Origin of the sequence: Mitsuaria sp. 7, assembly GCF_001653795.1 — a bacterium.
Classification (GTDB): Bacteria; Pseudomonadota; Gammaproteobacteria; order Burkholderiales; family Burkholderiaceae_C; genus Roseateles.
In genome coordinates, this window is sequence record NZ_CP011514.1 from 693,215 (window position 1) to 708,426 (window position 15,212).

At 69.2% G+C, this 15,212-nt stretch carries 10 protein-coding genes and 1 pseudogene; 3 read left to right on the forward strand and 8 right to left on the reverse strand.

Features of this window, described 5'->3' with window-relative positions; genetic code table 11:
• Positions 1-20: 20 nt before the first annotated feature.
• A pseudogene (locus ABE85_RS28230) lies at positions 21-767 on the forward strand (trypsin-like serine peptidase); the annotation flags it as partial.
• Between the two features lie 925 nt (positions 768-1,692).
• Here ABE85_RS28230 and ileS read toward each other — a convergent pair.
• The 3 genes from ileS to ABE85_RS03115 form a co-directional block, all read right to left on the reverse strand.
• Positions 1,693-4,560 carry an isoleucine--tRNA ligase gene (gene ileS, locus ABE85_RS03105; RefSeq protein WP_067269958.1) on the reverse strand — a complete coding sequence of 956 codons (2,868 nt, stop codon included), beginning with the start codon at positions 4,558-4,560 and terminating at the stop codon, positions 1,693-1,695.
• Between the two features lie 148 nt (positions 4,561-4,708).
• Entirely contained in the window at positions 4,709-5,785 is a 1,077-nt protein-coding gene (locus tag ABE85_RS03110) for a bifunctional riboflavin kinase/FAD synthetase (RefSeq protein ID WP_067269960.1), read from the reverse strand.
• Positions 5,786-5,876: 91 nt separating this feature from the next.
• Positions 5,877-7,715, reverse strand: coding sequence for an ATP-binding protein (locus ABE85_RS03115; RefSeq protein WP_067269962.1), 1,839 nt, complete (start codon positions 7,713-7,715; stop codon positions 5,877-5,879).
• A gap of 274 nt (positions 7,716-7,989) precedes the next feature.
• Between ABE85_RS03115 and ABE85_RS03120 the strand changes: the two genes are divergently transcribed.
• Positions 7,990-9,195, forward strand: coding sequence for a hypothetical protein (locus ABE85_RS03120; protein ID WP_067269964.1), 1,206 nt, complete (start codon positions 7,990-7,992; stop codon positions 9,193-9,195).
• Positions 9,196-9,198: 3 nt separating this feature from the next.
• Here the strand turns inward: ABE85_RS03120 and ABE85_RS03125 are convergent, their stop codons facing one another.
• Positions 9,199-9,978 carry a pseudouridine synthase gene (locus ABE85_RS03125; protein WP_409072571.1) on the reverse strand — a complete coding sequence of 260 codons (780 nt, stop codon included), beginning with the start codon at positions 9,976-9,978 and terminating at the stop codon, positions 9,199-9,201.
• Between the two features lie 131 nt (positions 9,979-10,109).
• Between ABE85_RS03125 and ABE85_RS03130 the strand changes: the two genes are divergently transcribed.
• Complete coding sequence (locus tag ABE85_RS03130; protein WP_067269966.1) at positions 10,110-11,009, forward strand: hypothetical protein; 900 nt, start codon at positions 10,110-10,112, stop codon at positions 11,007-11,009.
• Positions 11,010-11,039: 30 nt separating this feature from the next.
• On the opposite strand, the gene ABE85_RS03135 is transcribed toward ABE85_RS03130, so the two are convergent.
• From ABE85_RS03135 to ABE85_RS03150, 4 genes are read right to left on the reverse strand one after another with little or no spacing between them, the layout of a single operon-like run.
• Positions 11,040-11,996: a P1 family peptidase gene (locus tag ABE85_RS03135; protein WP_067269967.1), complete on the reverse strand. Its 957-nt coding sequence runs from the start codon at positions 11,994-11,996 to the stop codon at positions 11,040-11,042.
• Entirely contained in the window at positions 11,993-12,592 is a 600-nt protein-coding gene (locus tag ABE85_RS03140) for a DUF3617 domain-containing protein (protein WP_067269969.1), read from the reverse strand. Before ABE85_RS03140 ends, ABE85_RS03135 begins: the two co-directional genes overlap by 4 nt.
• Before the next feature lie 52 nt (positions 12,593-12,644).
• Positions 12,645-13,766 (reverse strand): acyl-CoA dehydrogenase family protein, encoded by a 1,122-nt coding sequence (locus ABE85_RS03145; protein WP_067269971.1) that lies wholly within the window; start codon positions 13,764-13,766, stop codon positions 12,645-12,647.
• 15 nt (positions 13,767-13,781) lie between these two features.
• Positions 13,782-14,960: an acyl-CoA dehydrogenase family protein gene (locus ABE85_RS03150; protein ID WP_067269973.1), complete on the reverse strand. Its 1,179-nt coding sequence runs from the start codon at positions 14,958-14,960 to the stop codon at positions 13,782-13,784.
• Positions 14,961-15,212: the final 252 nt, after the last annotated feature.

Genomic DNA, 15,212 nt, shown 5'->3' on the forward strand with positions numbered 1-15,212 from the left:
CTCCAGCGGCCGATGCCGTGATGATCAGCGAGGCAAAGTTCGTCGAGCTCGGTGGCAACCTGGACGCGGTGGACCAGACCTTTCCCAAGGTTTTCTGGCCTTTGTATGCGCGCAGCCTGGCTGCAGAATTCCTGACCGTGGGGCGGATCGATCGATGTTCGGCCGCGTGGCTCGGCGAGCAAGGGTTTTACACCTATCTCTTGACGGCCTCCCATTGCATCAAGTCAGAGTACGGCGAAGCAAAGGGCAATCGCCAGACGTTTCGCGACTGGCGCGGTCGAGTCATTGCAGATGGCGATGGATGGGCCATCAAGCCGCCAAAGCCCCTTTGGATGCCCACCGGCAAGCGCTTCTCCGAGGACATCGCCTTGCTGCGATTACCGCGGGTCGATACGCCCGTTGACGCCCACGGGAGGCGACTGGAGCCGCCGACCATTGCTGAGGACGACCTTCGTATCGCGGAGACCGTCCACTTCGTCGGGCAGGGGCGGACGGGCGTGGGAAGGACCGTTCTTGGCGTGCCATCGGGCAACGCGCGAATCGCTGGCGAAGCGACCATCTCCCACCTCGTCGATGAAGGGCTGGGCGCGAGCACGACGTATCAACCGACGTCGCCGCACCCGTCATGGGCGATTCCGTACTTCGGCGACAGCGGCTCGCCGTGGTGGCATCGGAACAGGGGCTATTGGCAGCTCTCCGGCGTTACCGCCGGTGGCGGCTCTCGCGGGCAGCCGGAGTGGGCGACATCGCCCCAGGTGTCGCGCTATGCGGCGTGGATCCATGCAGTCTTCCCAGGGGCAGTCCTGTACTCGGAACGGATGTCGGTGTCTGCTTTGACGCCGTTCGTGTCGCGGAACCATGCCCTCGACCCATCGGGCCACGACGTCTTCTTTCTCATTCCGCCGCAGACCGGCGCTGTCGGGCCTGCCGTCGGTCGATGGTCAGGCGAGTCCGGAATGAGCACGATCACGGTGAACGTGAAAGAGTCCCGCACGGGCGCGGCCGCCAGAATCCAGCTCCGCGCGCTCCGTGATGCAGGATGTCGCCGCGCGCCCATCGAGGATGCCGCGCCTTGCCCCGGATCGAGGGACAACCGATTGAGGGTGGCTTTTCGAGCGGAGGACAACCCCGGCCTGAAACCCGGCACCTATGTCGGCCGCTTCGATGTCGACGCGTTGTCCTGGCTGGATCGTTCCCGCCGTGAGCGCGTGACCCTCCATGTCGATATCCGGCATCTGCTGCGGGGTCAGGTCTCGACCACGACGGCATATGTCTCGCCCAACCTGGCCAGAGAAACCAGACGTGGCTCGGTCTACTACACGGTGCCTCCCCAGGATAGTGCGCGGGGACCGGCGACCGGCCTGTGGAGCGGCAGTCACGGCCCCAGCAGGATCGACGTGACGGTGCGCGATGCGGTGAGCCAGCAGGAACGACAGGTCGTGTTGCGAGCGCATCGCGATCCCCTGTGCGGCGGAACGACGGCCCGCATGGAAGACGGCTTTTCCTGTGGCCGCTCGGCCGGATCAGTGACGGTGCGCTTCCATACCGAAGACAACCCGCATCTGCCGCCCGGTCTCCACCGGGGACGACTGACCCTGCAGGCGCGCGGCTGGACCGATTGGCGCTTCGATCAACTGATCGAGCTCGATATCGATCTGGACACGCTCGGGCCGCCGCCGCCGCCCGTCCCCGTCAAGCGATCGTCCGCACCTCGCCGTCGCCGTAGAGATTGCTCTCGCAGCGGCCGCAGATCGTCGGATGCGCCGGATTGGCGCCGACGTCCGCGCGGTAGTGCCAGCAGCGCTCGCACTTCTGATGCTGCGACGGCGTCACCGTGATGCTCAGCTCGCCGGCCAGCGTCGCGCTTGCCGCGGACGTGATCAGCACGAACTTCAGGTCGTCGCCCAGGCTCTGCAGCAGGGCCAGGTCCTCGGCGTTCACGCCCAGCGCGACCTCGGCCTGCAGCGACGAGCCGATCGCGCCGGTCGTGCGCACTTCCTCGATCGCCTTGTTCACCGCATCGCGGATCTCGTGGATGCGGTTCCACTTCGCGATCAGGCCGTCGTCGTGCGCGACGCCGACCGACCAGTAGGTCTCGGTGAAGATGGTGTCGCCGGCCTGTTTGCCGGCGAAGACCTTCCACGCCTCCTCGGCGGTGAAGCTCAGGAACGGCGCCATCCAGCGCAGCATCGCGTTCGTGATGTGCCACAGCGCCGTCTGCGCCGATCGGCGTGCGGCCGACTTCGGCGCGCTCGTGTACAGGCGGTCCTTCAGCACGTCCAGGTAGAACGCGCCCAGGTCCTCCGAGCAGTACACCTGCAGCTTCGCCACGACGGGATGGAACTCGTAGCGCTGGTAGTGCGCGAGGATCTCCTCCTGGAACTGCGCCGCGCGGGCCAGCGCGTAGCGGTCGGCCTCCAGCAGCTGGTCCAGCGGCACGGCGTCCGTCGCCGCGTCGAAGTCCGAGGTGTTGGCCAGCAGGAAACGCAGCGTGTTGCGGATGCGGCGGTAGCCGTCCACGACGCGCGCCAGGATCTTCTCGTCGCCGGCGATGTCGCCCGAGTAGTCGGACGCCGCCACCCACAGCCGGATGATCTCGGCGCCCAGCTTCTTGCTGGTCTCCTGGGGATCGACGCCGTTGCCCTGCGACTTGCTCATCTTGCGGCCTTTGCTGTCCACGGTGAAGCCGTGGGTCAGCAGACCGCGGTAGGGCGCGCGGCCGTTGATGGCGCAGGAGATCAGCAGCGACGAATGGAACCAGCCGCGATGCTGGTCGTGGCCTTCGAGGTAGAGGTCGGCCTCCGGGCCGGTCTCGTGCGCCGCGCCAGCGTGCGAGCCCTTGAGCACGTGCTGGAAGGTGGAGCCCGAGTCGAACCACACGTCCAGGATGTCCTGGCCCTTCGAGTACTGCTCGGCTTCCGCGCCCAGCCACTCCACCGGATCCAGCTTGGACCAGGCCTCGATGCCGCCGGCCTCGACCAGCTGCGCGGCGCGCTCGATGAACTCCAGCGTCTTCGGATGCGGCTGGCCGCTGTCCTTGTGCAGGAAGATCGGCAGCGGCACGCCCCAGCTGCGCTGACGCGAGATGCACCAGTCGGGCCGGCCGGCGATCATGTCGTGCAGGCGCGTCCGGCCGTTCTCGGGGTAGAAGCTGGTCTGCTCGATCGCATCCAGCGCGAGCTGGCGCAAGGTCTTGTCGGCCTTGTCCACGGTGAACACGCCGTCGCCCTCGTCCATACGCACGAACCACTGCGCGGCCGCGCGGTAGATCACCGGCGACTTGTGGCGCCAGCAGTGCGGATAGCTGTGGCGGATCTTGCTGTGCGCCATCAGGCGGCCGGCGTCCTGCAGGGCCGCGGCGATGACCGGGTTGGCCTTCCAGATGTGCTGGCCGCCGAACAGCGGCAGCTCGGCCTCATAGACGCCGTTGCCCTGCACCGGGTTCAGGATGTCCTTGAACGCCAGGCCATGCGCGACGCAGGAGTTGAAGTCGTCCACGCCGTAGGCCGGCGCCGAATGGACCACGCCCGTGCCGTCGTCGGCGGTGGCGTAGTCGGCGAGGTACACGGGGCTCTCGCGATCGAAGCCCGGGTGCACGTGCGCGAGCGGGTGCTTGAACTTCAGCAGCTCCAAGGACTTGCCCGGCGTGACCGCCACGGTCCTGCCTTCGATGCCCCAGCGGGCCAGGCACTTCTCGACCAGCGCCTCGGCCACGACGAAGTAGCCGCGCTCCGTGTCGACCAGCGCGTACGGCAGCTCGGGGTTGAGGTTCAGCGCCTGGTTGGCGGGGATGGTCCAGGGCGTCGTCGTCCAGATGACGGTGAACGCTTCCTTGTCGAGCGTGGACACGCCGAAGGCGGCCGCGAGCTTCTCCGGCTCCGCGCTCAGGAAGGCCACGTCGACGGCCGGGGAGTCCTTGTCGGCGTACTCGATTTCGAACTCGGCCAGCGAGGAGCCGCAGTCGAAGCACCAGTACACCGGCTTCAGACCGCGGTAGACGAAACCGCGCTCGAACAGGCGCTTGAGCACGCGCAACTCGCCGGCCTCGTTCTTGAAGTCCATGGTCCGGTACGGATGGTCCCAGTCGCCCAGCACGCCCAGGCGCTTGAAGTCCAGGCGCTGCTGGTCGATCTGCTCGGTGGCGTAGGCGCGGCTCCTGGCCTGCACCTCGTCGCGCGGCAGGCCGCGGCCGAAGGTCTTCTCGATCTGGTTCTCGATCGGCAGGCCGTGGCAGTCCCAGCCGGGGATGTAGGCGGCGTCGAAGCCTTCCAGCTGGCGCGCCTTGACGATCATGTCCTTCAGGATCTTGTTGACCGCGTGACCCATGTGGATCTGCCCGTTGGCGTAGGGCGGGCCGTCGTGCAGCACGAACTTGGGCTTGCCCTGGCGCGCGACGCGCAGGCGCTGGTAGAGGCCCTGGTCTTCCCATTCCTTCACCCAGCCCGGCTCGCGCTTGGGCAGGTCGCCGCGCATCGGGAAGGGGGTGTCGGGCAGGTTGAGCGTGGAGCGGTAGTCGGCTTTCGCGTCGAGGGGGGCGTCGGGCTTGGAGGCGTCGGTCATGGCGGCGGCAATCGAAGGAGCGGCCGGAGGAGGGGGCCGCGAGGGAAGAGGGGGTGGCGCGCTGGGCAGGGGGCTGTGGAAGCAGGGCCGCGCGCCGGCTGAGCAGTCGAAATGAGCGGTCGAGGTGAGCAGTCGGGTGCTCAGCCCTTCAAATTCGGTCGCGGGTGGTCTGTCTGCGGACGGCGGCGTGGGTGGTCGCCGGTTCTGCGAAGTACGCGCGAGCCTGACGGACGTCCTCACGGATCGCGGCGGTCAGGGCGTCAAGGCCGTCGAAACGGGCTTCGTCACGCAGTTTGTGCAGGAGTTCCACGCGCACGAGTTTACCGTAGGCCTCGCCCGGCCCCAGGCGGTCGGCCAGCGCCGCCGGCCAGTCCAGCGCGTGGACCTCCAGCAGCACGCGGCCGGCGTCCTCGACGGTCGGCCGCACGCCCAGCGAGGCGACGCCGTCCAGCACGATCCCGCCCGCCCCGCCGAGGTTGCGGTCCTGGCCGTCGAGGCCATGCACGCGCACGGCGAAGATCCCGTGCGCCGCCGGCTTGTCGTGGTCGAACTTCAGGTTCAGCGTGCGGAAACCGTCGCCCTGGCCGGGCGCGCTCTCCGCCAGCTGCCGGCCCAGCTTCTGGCCGTGGATCACATGGCCCGAGATCGCGTACGGCCGCCCCAGCAGCCGCGCCGCGCCGTCCATGTCGCCGGCGGCCAGCGCCTCGCGCACGGCGGAGCTGGACACCCGCAGGCCGTGCACCTCATAGCTCATCATCCGCGCGACGTCGAAGCCCAGGCGCTGCCCGGCGGCGTCCAGCGTCGCGTAGTCGCCCTGGCGCTTGGCGCCGAAGCGGAAGTCGTCGCCCACCAGCACGTACCGCGTCCCCAGCCCGTCGATGAGCACGCGCTGGATGAAGTCCTGCGCGGGCAGCGAGGCCAGCGCCTCGTCGAAGCGCAGCACCACGACCTGGTCGATGCCGCAGCGTTCCAGTTCCTGGAGCTTGTCGCGCAGCGTGGCGATGCGCGCGGGCGCCAGTTCGGGCTTGCCGAGCTTGTGCGCGAAGAAGTCGCGCGGGTGCGGCTCGAAGGTCAGCACGCAGGTCGGCAGGCCGCGGTGTCGGGCCTCCGACAGCAGCAGCGCCAGCATGGCCTGGTGGCCGCGATGGACGCCGTCGAAGTTGCCGATCGTCAGCGCGCACTGCGCCGCGATGCCGGGATGGTGGAAGCCGCGGAAAACCTGCATGGGCGGGGATTATCAGCCGCCGCGCGAGGGGCCGCCGAGCAGGGGTGGATTCAGGCGGATCGAGCGGATCGAGCGGAGCGGATCGGACCGCTCAGGCGGCCGCGGCGGCCGGCGAGGCCGGCAGGTGCTGCGCGACCACGGCCAGCAGCTCGTCCATCTCGAACGGCTTGACCAGGTGGCCGTCCATGCCGCTGGCCAGGCATCGGGCGCGGTCGTCCTCGACGGTGCTGGCGGTCAGCGCCACCACCGGCGTGCGCGGCAGCAGCCGGCGCGCCTCCTCCTGCCGCCAGGCGATCGTCGTCGCATAACCGTCCAGCTCGGGCATGTGGCAGTCCATCAGCACGAGGTCGAAGCGCTGCGCGCGCAGATGTTCGAGCGCCTCGCGCCCGTGTTCGGCCGGCACGACGCGCAGGCCGCAGCGCTCCAGCATCGTCGTGGCCACCAGCAGGTTGACGGGGCTGTCGTCCACCAGCAGCACGCGGCCCTCCAGGCGGGGCAGCGGCTGCGGCGGCGTTGCGGCGGAGGGCGCGCGCGGCGGGGCCGCCTCGGCGGCGCAGGTCTGCAGCGGCAGGGTGAACTCGAACACCGATCCCTGGCCCGGCGTCGACGCGCAGCGCAGGTCGCCGCCCATGGCCCGGGCGATCTCGCGGGAGATCGTCAGCCCCAGTCCCGCGCCGTCCCGGCGGGTCCGGTCGGCGCCGGTCCGCCCCGCCTGCTCGAAGGGCGCGAAGATGCGTTCGAGCTGGTCCGCGGGGATGCCGTCGCCGGTGTCGCGGACCGCGAAGTGGAGCAGGGTGCCGGCGCGCATGTCCAGCACCGACGAGACCTCGAGCGCGACGCGGCCGTGGTCGGTGAACTTGATGGCGTTGCCCACCAGGTTGTGCAGCACCTGCTGGATGCGCGAGGCGTCGCCCATCGCGCGGGTCGGGAGCTGCGGCGCGACGCTCAGCGTGAAGTCCAGGCCCTTGGCCCGCGCGGACTCGCCCAGCAGCCGGGCGACGTCGCCGGCGACCTCGCGCAGGTCGAAGGGCCGGGCCTCGACGACCAGCTTGCCGGACTCGATGCGCGCCAGGTCCAGGATATCGTTGACCAGCGTCATCAGATGCCGGCCGGAACGGCGCACGATCTCGACCTGCTCGCGCTGCTGCGCGCTGAGGTCGCCGCGCTCCAGCAGCTGGGTCATGCCGATGATGCCGTTGAGCGGCGTGCGGATCTCGTGGCTCATCACCGCGACGAAGCGGCTCTTGCTGTTGCTCGTTTCCTCGGCGGCGTCGAGCGCCAGCCGGCGCTGCTCGGCCAGTCGCGCCTGCTCGAAGCGCAGGCGCAGCAGTTCCAGCGTGCCGGCCTCGATGCGGCGGGATTCCAGCACCGTCAGCAGCCAGAACATGGTCAGGCCGCCGACGCTGAGCCAGCCCGTCACGCCGCCTTGCAGCGCGAGCCGGATCGCCAGCGGCGCGATCACCAGCGAGGCGAACAAGGCCTGACCCCGCGCCCAGTGGCCCAGCGACACCATCGTGAAGGCGACCAGGCCGACCAAGGTCGTCATGACGGCGCCGTCGATCTCCGGCAGGTTGGGCGTGGCGAAGAGCGCCCCGATCACGCCCCAGGACAGGCCGTCCAGTCCGAGCAGCGCCAGGTAGCGCCGCTCCTCGCGCGGCGACGCGCGTTCCTGCAGCGGCAGGGCGAGGAAGCGTCGGGCCTGGACGGTGCGCCACAGCGAGATGATCCAGCGCGCGCCCAGCCAGCCCAGCAGGTCCGCGACGGGCAGGTGCGGCCACAGCAGCACGACGGGCAGCAGCCCGAACAGCGCACCGACGGCCGCGGGCATGGCCACGCGGGCCTGCAGGCTGCTCAGCCGCTCGGCCCGGACCTGGATCGCCACGCTGGCGGCGGCGCTGTCCTCGTGATGTTCGATGTCTGAGATTCCCATACGACCCGGCCGGCGAGGGGTTCCGGCCGATGCGCCTCCTGGCTGTTGGCGCCGCTCCATGGCGCCGCTCAAGGGCGGCGCTTCGATGGCGCGTTTCTACCCAAGGAAGATGACACCTTGCCTCGGGGACTTCCCGGGTGTGACGGCGGATCGCACGGTGCAATGAATGGCGGTGTCTTTTGACATCCATCAAGGATCGGGCAACCGCGAGCGGTCGGTGTCGCGGGAAAGCCGCACCAACCGAACTTCACAGTTCGATAGGCGGTGCTTCATCATGACCATTCTTGACACTCTCCGGGCGGCAATTTCCTCATTGGCGGAGACCAGCCCGTCCCAGGCTGGATCGCCGAAGCGGGGTCAGGACCTGCTGAATCAGCTCGATTCGAAGACCCGGTCATTTGACCGCGACCAAACCGTATTCGGGACGGGACGCGATGCGTTGGCCGTCAACCTGGACGGGCTCATGCGCGCCGGCGGAATGGGGACCAAGGGGCGGGAACTGGACGCCACGCACCTCTCCCCCAGCGCGTCGGTGATGGCGGCCCCGGAGCACCGTTCTGATGCCACTGCCTTCGTCGAGGCCTGTGTCAATCACCAGATCACGCACGTCATCGACCTGACGCAGGAGAACGCGGTCAGTGGCAAGCGCGAAAAGGCGATGCGGTCCTGGGCCGAAGAACTGGGGGGCAACCAGAGGAGTGTGCATTTCCGGCCGGCGGAGATGTCGGCACCCGCGAAAGGTCTGGGGGATACGGCCACCCACCGGCAGGTTCAACTGGATCTCAAGGAATCCGGCGCAACCCGGACCCAACAGCTCTCGTGGACCCGGGTGGAGTCTGAGGGCGGCGAGCCGATCGATCCCCGGCGCTTGCTTGCCGTGTGCCAGCGGATCCGCGCGCATGAGGGGATGGTGCCGACGGGGCCGCAGGATGCGAAGGTGGCGTTCATGGACGGCAACGGCGGTGACACGGCGGCCGCCTTCGCGGTGGCGAATGCGATGTTCCGCGACAATGACCGCCGTGAGCTGTCCGCTTCCGACGTGGATGCCGAGGTGATCAGGCACTGCGCGCTGTTGCGATCGTCGCGGAGTTCGGACCTCTTCACGAAGCGGCCAGACATCCTGGACAGCCTCAGTCAGTTCGCTCAACTGATGATCAAGGAACGCACGGCGACCCCCGAACGTTTCGATGGAGAGGGCAAGCTCCCCGGGCAAACGCCTCAGCGCAAGGTCCACTTCGGGACACACGTGCAGGTCACGAAATTCAAGCCGGACGAAGGCATCGAGGGTGCCGAGGTTCAAAGGAAGTCCAAGGGTGTGGATTTCCGCGAGGACAAGCCGAGGCTCCTCACTCGCGAAAGCCTTGCGCGTCGCGACACCCCGCCGATCCGGTCAAGAGCGTTTCAGCAGAGCGTGACCTCGCAGCAGCTTCAGCGTGAAGCGGCAGCAGCCTTCCGTGCAGTGGACGACGACAAGGACTGACCCTCAGGCGTCGGGCTCCGACATCGCCAGCTCCCGCTGAGCCTCGTCCAGCCACATCCAGCCGCCTTCCTTCAGCCCGGCCGGCAGGTCCAGCGCGCCGATGCGCTGCCGGTGCAGGCTCAGCACCCGGTTGCCGACCGCCGCCACCATGCGCTTGGCCTGGTGGTAGCGGCCCTCGGTGAGGGCCATCTGCAGGCGGCCGTCCGGCAGCCGTTCGGCTGAGACCGCGCGCACCGGTTCCTCGGCGAGCTTCGGGTTGCGCTCCTCCAGCAGCACGCCCTCCACGAGCTTGCGCAGCTGCGCGTCGTCCACCTCGGCCTTGCACACCGCCTGGTAGACCTTGGGGACGTGGTACTTCGGGCTGGTCAGCTTGTGCTGCAGCGGGCCGTCGTCGGTCAGCAGCAGCAGGCCGGTGGTGTCCTCGTCGAGGCGGCCCACCGGCTGGATGTCGCGGTTGCGCACCGGCTCGGGCAGCAGCGAGAACACGCTCGGGTGATGGCTGGGCTTGCGCGAGCACTCGTAGCCGGCGGGCTTGTACAGCAGGATCAGCGCCTTCTCGTGGAAGGGCCAGGTCTGGCCTTCCACCTCGAAGACGAGGCCGGCGGTCAGGAAGCTCTGGTCCGGATCGTCGACGACCGTGCCGGCGATCGAGACCAGCCCGTGCCGCAGCAGCGCGGCGCAATGCCGGCGGGTGCCGAAGCCCTGGCTGAACAGGATCTGGGCGATCGCCACGGGTTTGGCGGACTTGGCGGGCTTGTTGGGAGGAACGGAACTCGAGGTCATGGGGAGGAATTGTCGCTTCGCGGATGAAAGTGTTCAGGAATTGAGCGATATCAAGCTTGGAGGTTCACCTGCGAGATGGTCTGGTGCATGCGGAGCACCCACACGGCACCTCCGAAACGGTTCCCGCTGCCATGACTTCCATCGTCCAGAGCACTTCCAGAACTTCCAGGTCCTTCAACAGGCCAGTCGATCGCGGCGCCGACGCCCACGATCAGGTCGAGGCCAGGCGCCTCCATGAGCAACTCGGAGGCGAGACGTCGACGCTGCCGCGCTGTCCGCTCGCGCCGGCGGGCTTGCGCGCCCCCGCACATCTCAACGAGGAGACGCTGCTGGGCGACGGATTGCCCCACGCCAGCCGCCTGCGCGACGGTCCGGTGCTCATGGCATCGCCGACCGTCCAGGAGGCATTGTCCTTTGCCCATGCCTGCGTGAAGCACCAGATCGGCTGGGTGGTGGACCTGCGACCGTCGCAGGACACGCCGTCCGCTCCCGCGAGTCCCCTGGATGGCGGCGATTCGCCCTTCGTCAGTGAAGAAGGGGTCGCACGCTTCGCACGGAAGGGGCGGGAGACCCCGCTGGGCGTCGGCGGGCGAGGCACCCCCGAGGACCACGTCCGCAAGATCGAGCTCAGCCTCAAGCCCGGTCGGAACACGCCGGCGGCGGATGGCCATGAGCCGCGCGACGTGTCGCATGCGCTGGACTGGATCCGGGTCCCCGTGGACGACGGCCAGCCCATCCCGCCCAAGCGGTTGTTCGACACCAGCATGCATCTGGCCCGCACGGCCTCCCCGGAGCAGGTGGCGTTCCAATGCGCGCAGGGTCAGCACACCGGCGCCACGTTCGCGGCCGCTCACGCCTTGCTTGTGGCGCATCGCGGCTTGGCGATCCCCGCGGGTGACCTGGAGGAAGTGGTGCTGGACCAATGCATCAGCATCCGTCGCGATCGCGGCCCGGAGCTGTTCCGGCCGGAGGACCTCGCGTCGCTGATGGCCTTCGGCCGCCTGATGCTGCAGGCGAGGGATCTGCCATGACCGCGATGCGGCCGTGGCCCGTTTGAAGCCTCAGATCGGCCGGGCCGGGACCGCATCCACGATCGCCCGCGCGACGACTTCCGCGGCCACCGCGCCCAGCAGCGTCATGTCGCCGTCGACATCCGCGGCGCCGGTGGCGAGCGCGAACATCACGTCCCCGTCCATCACCGTGTGAACCGGATGGATCGCGCGCGCCAGGCCGTCGTGCGCGATCTGCGCGAGCTTGGTGGCTTGCGCCTTCGTCAGGCGCGCATCGGTGGCGATGACGCCGATCGTCGTGGCGCTGCCCTGCAACCCGCCGCCCGGGCGTTCGCCTGCCAGCAGCGCCTGGACCGTCGAACGCGGCCTGCCGTCGGCGCCGCGCGTGCCGGCGAGCACCTCGCCGCCCCGCGGATCGACCACGTCCCCCACCGCATTCACCGCCACCATCGCCGACAGCGTCACGCCGCCGATGCGGACCGAGGCCATGCCGAGCCCGCCCGGCATCGAGCGCTCGACGCCCAGCAGCTTGCCCACGGTCGCGCCGGTGCCGGCGCCCACGCGTCCGCGCGAGCGCTCCCCGGCCGACGCCGCATCGCAGGCCGCGCGTCCGGCCGCCGCGTCGGGTGCGGTCTGCGCGCCGTGAAGCCAGAGATCGAAGAGCACGGCCGCCGGCACGATGGGCACGCGCACCTGACCGACAGCGAAGCCGTGACCCCGCTCCGCCAGCCAACGCATCACGCCGTCCGCGGCCGCCAGGCCGAACGCGCTGCCGCCGGTCAGCAGGATCGCGTGGACCTGCTGCACGGTGTTCTCGGGACGCAGCAGTTCGAGGTCGCGCGTGCCCGGCGCGGCGCCGCGCACGTCGACGCCGGCGGTCGCGCCGGCCTCGCACAGCACGACGCTGCAGCCGGTGGGCACGGACGGATGCGTGAAGTGACCGACCTTCAGGCCGGCGACATCGCAGAGGGCGCCCGCGTCCGCGGGGTCGTCCGAGTGCCCGCTCAAGGCTTGCCGCCCTGCGGCTTCAGCGAGCCGCAGTCGCTGCCCAGATAGCGCGCCTCGCCGGTGGAGCGCAGCAGCTCGGTCTTGCCGTCGCGCTGCGCGCGGATCTCGCTCTTGGTCGTGTAGTGGTCCGGGCCGAGGAAGGTGATCTCGTTGGTCCCTTCCGAGGCCGGGTTGGTGCAGCGGAAGTTCACCAGCATCGTGTCGCCGGTGCGCTTGCTGTCGTGCGTGCACTTGCCGTCGGTGCGGGGCATCGCCGCGCGATCGGCCTGTTCCTTGGTGACGCAGGACTTGAGCGTCAGCTCGCCGCCCTGGAAATTCATGCTGACGCCGTGCTGCGACATCATCGATTCCATCTGCTTGCGCTGCTCGGGCGGCAGCGCCGCCATCTGCTTCTGCATCTGCTCCATCTGCGCCTGGCGCTGCGGATCGAGCTGGGGCTTCTGCTTGATCTCCCACAGCCCGGGCTTGAAGTCCTGGGCGGAGGCGGTCATGGCGGCGGCCGCGAGCAGCACGCCGGCGATCAGGGAGGCGGGCGCGAAGGAAGGCGCGAATGAGGAAGCGAAGGAAGACGCGAAGGAGGAGGGCGCAAGCGACATGGCGGGCTCCCTCGCCGCGGGGGCGGCGAGCTCCTCGCAGTTTATGCCCGCGTCACGCGAAGACGCCGGCCGTGTCCTGCATGCGTGCGCTGACCTCGCCCAGGTGATGGAGCGAATCGCCGTACTGCATCTCCATCACCGCCAGGCGCTTGAAGTAGTGGCTGCCGATGTACTCGTCGGTCACGCCGATGCCGCCGTGCAGCTGCGTGCATTGCTGGCCGACGAAACGCATCGACTGCCCCAGCTGCACCTTGGCCTGCGAGACGGCCCGGCGGCGCGCGTCCGCCGGCTCGTTCAGCTTGAGCGTGGCGAAGTAGCTCATCGAGCGCGCCAGCTCCAGCTGCATCTTGATGTCGGCCATGCGGTGGCGCAGCGCCTGGAAGCTCGCGATCGCGACGCCGAACTGCTTGCGCGTGTTCAGGTATTCCGCCGTCAGCGCGACGAAGCGGTCCATCGCGCCGACCGCTTCCGCGGCTTGCGCGGCGATGGCGATGTCGACGGCATGCTCCAGCACCGCGAGCCCGCGGTCGGGCCCGACCAGCAGCGTCGCGGGCGTGTCCTTGAGCGTGAGCTCGGCGGCGCGCGAGCCGTCGTGCAGCGCGTACCCGCGCAGCGCGACACCGGCCGCGTCTTTCGCGACGAGGTACAGCGCGATGCTCGCGCCGGCGCCGCCCGCGCACGCCGGCACGATGAACGCGTCGGCCGCATCGCCGGCGGCCACGACGCTCTTCGCGCCCGTCAGCCGGTGATCGGCGGTCGCGACCGTGTCGCAGACGTCGAGGCGATAACGCGCCTTGCGCTCCTGATGCGCCAGCACGACCAGCGCTTCACCGCCCGCGATGCGCGGCAGCCATTCGCCCTGCGCGTCGTCGCCCGACTGCGCGAGCACCGCCGGCGCGACCAGCCCGCCCTGCGCGTACGGCTCCATCACCAGTCCGCGGCCCAGTTCTTCCATGACCACCATCGCCTCGGCCGGGCCGAAGCCCAGGCCGCCGTGCGCCTCGGGCACCGCCAGCGCGGTCAGGCCCAGTCCCGCGAGCGCGTTCCAGGCGTCCCGCGAGAAGCCGCCGGCCTTGACGATCGCGCGGCGCTGCTCGAAGCCGTAATCCTTGTCGACGTAGCGCCGCACCGCGTCGCGCAGCGAGTTCTGGTCTTCGGTGAAATCGAAATCCATGTCGTGTCTCCTGCCTCAGCCCAGAACGGTCTGCGCGACGATGTTGCGCTGAACTTCGTTCGAGCCGCCGTAGATCGTCGTCTTGCGATAGTTGAAGTAGTGGCCCGCGAGCGGCGCGCAGTGGGCCGCGCCGACCTGGTCGCCCTGCCAGCCGGCCTCCATCGCTTCCTGGATGAAGGGCGTCGAGAACGGCCCGGCGGCCAGCATCATGAGCTCGGTGTAGCGCTGCTGGATCTCGCTGCCGCGGATCTTCAGCAGGCCGGCCACGTCCAGCGACTGCTTGCCGCTGGACTCGGCCGACAGCACGCGCAGCACCATCATCTCCAGCGCGACGATGTCCACCTCCAGCAGCGCGATCTGGTCGCGGAAGCGCGCGTCGTCGTACACGCCCTCGGCCTTGGCGATGCGCTTCAGGCGCTCGAGCTCGCGCTTGCCGCGGTTGACGTCGGCGATGTTGGTGCGTTCGTGCGCGAGCAGGTACTTGGCGTAGGTCCAGCCCTTGTTCTCCTCGCCGACGAGGTTCTCCGCCGGGACCACCACGTCGTCGAAGAAGACCTCGTTCACCTCGTGCTCGCCGTCGAGCATGGTGATCGGCCGCACGGTCACGCCCGGCGACTTCATGTCGATCAGCAGGAAGGAGATGCCCGCCTGCGGCTTCACGCTCGTGTCGGTGCGCACCAGGCAGAAGATCCAGTCGCCGTACTGGCCCAGCGTGGTCCAGGTCTTCTGGCCGTTGACGACGTAGGTGTCGCCGCGGCGCTCGGCGCGCGTCTTGACCGAGGCCAGGTCCGAGCCCGAGCCCGGTTCGCTGTAGCCCTGGCTCCACCAGACGTCGCCGCTCATGATGCCGGGGAGGTGGCGCTCCTGCTGCTCGCGCGAGCCGAAGGCCATGATCACCGGCGCCACCATCACCGGCCCGAAGGGCACGACGCGCGGCGCGCCGGCCAGCGCGCATTCCTCTTCGAACAGGTGGCGCTGCACGGCGTTCCAGCCGGGACCGCCGAACTGCTTGGGCCAGGCCCAGCCGTGCCAGCCCTGCTGGCCCAGGATGCGCGCCCAGCGCTGCAGATCGTCCTTGTTCAGCCGCAGCGCGTTGTGCACCTTGTGGCTGATGTCCTTCGGAAGATGCTCGGCCACCCACTGGCGGATGTCGGCCCGGAAGGCTTGCTCCTCGGGCGTGAAGTTCAGATCCATGCTCGCGTCTCCTGCGGTCCTTGATGTCTTGTCCAACGCGTCTCGTGCGCATCTTGTGCGTATGTCGTGCGTGTCTCGGGACTGCGGCGGGTTTTAGCACGAGCGTTCGATTTTTTCCTGTCCCGACCGGGACAAAGCCAGGGGCATCCCGGGGGCGGGGGAGAATGCGCCGCTTCCGGGCTCCGAAGATCCGCCATGACCGCCTCGCTCCCGACCGCATTCCGGACAACGCTTCCGAACGCGCTCCCGACC

Excerpts from the sequence above, each read along its gene's own strand:
- ABE85_RS03115 (WP_067269962.1), bottom strand. The coding sequence starts at position 7,715 with ATGGGAATCTCAGACATCGAACATCACGAGGACAGCGCCGCCGCCAGC.
- ABE85_RS03125 (WP_409072571.1), bottom strand. The coding sequence starts at position 9,978 with ATGACCTCGAGTTCCGTTCCTCCCAACAAGCCCGCCAAGTCCGCCAAA.
- ileS (WP_067269958.1), bottom strand. The coding sequence starts at position 4,560 with ATGACCGACGCCTCCAAGCCCGACGCCCCCCTCGACGCGAAAGCCGAC.
- ABE85_RS03140 (WP_067269969.1), bottom strand. The coding sequence starts at position 12,592 with ATGTCGCTTGCGCCCTCCTCCTTCGCGTCTTCCTTCGCTTCCTCATTC.
- ABE85_RS03130 (WP_067269966.1), top strand. The coding sequence starts at position 10,110 with ATGACTTCCATCGTCCAGAGCACTTCCAGAACTTCCAGGTCCTTCAAC.
- ABE85_RS03120 (WP_067269964.1), top strand. The coding sequence starts at position 7,990 with ATGACCATTCTTGACACTCTCCGGGCGGCAATTTCCTCATTGGCGGAG.
- ABE85_RS03110 (WP_067269960.1), bottom strand. The coding sequence starts at position 5,785 with ATGCAGGTTTTCCGCGGCTTCCACCATCCCGGCATCGCGGCGCAGTGC.
- ABE85_RS03150 (WP_067269973.1), bottom strand. The coding sequence starts at position 14,960 with ATGGATCTGAACTTCACGCCCGAGGAGCAAGCCTTCCGGGCCGACATC.
- ABE85_RS03145 (WP_067269971.1), bottom strand. The coding sequence starts at position 13,766 with ATGGATTTCGATTTCACCGAAGACCAGAACTCGCTGCGCGACGCGGTG.